At 49.8% G+C, this 231-nt stretch carries 1 pseudogene; it reads left to right on the top strand.

Features of this window, described 5'->3' with window-relative positions:
• A pseudogene (locus SB658_RS27990) lies at positions 1 to 219 on the top strand (energy-coupling factor ABC transporter ATP-binding protein); the annotation flags it as partial.
• Between the last annotated feature and the right edge of the window lie 12 nt (positions 220 to 231).

Genomic DNA, 231 nt, shown 5'->3' with positions numbered 1-231 from the left:
GTCATGCACAAAGGCACCATTAAAGCGACGGGGAGTCCGCGTGACTTGTTTGTAAAAGGTGAAGAGATGGCCGAAATGGGACTGGATCTTCCTGAGTCGGTGAAGTTTCAGAGACGGCTTGAGGAGGCTCTCGGAGTTAAGTATGAAAAACCCATGCTGACCCTGCAGGATGCCGCGAGCGAAATTAAGGTTTTCTTTCAGGAGGAAAAGGACCAATGATGGACAGCATGA

Source organism: Bacillus sp. SIMBA_008, from assembly GCF_046535495.1.
Classification (GTDB): Bacteria; Bacillota; Bacilli; order Bacillales; family Bacillaceae; genus Bacillus; species Bacillus subtilis.
The sequence above is the reverse complement of the archived record's forward strand: the minus strand, read 5'-3'. Positions and strand labels throughout refer to the sequence as shown.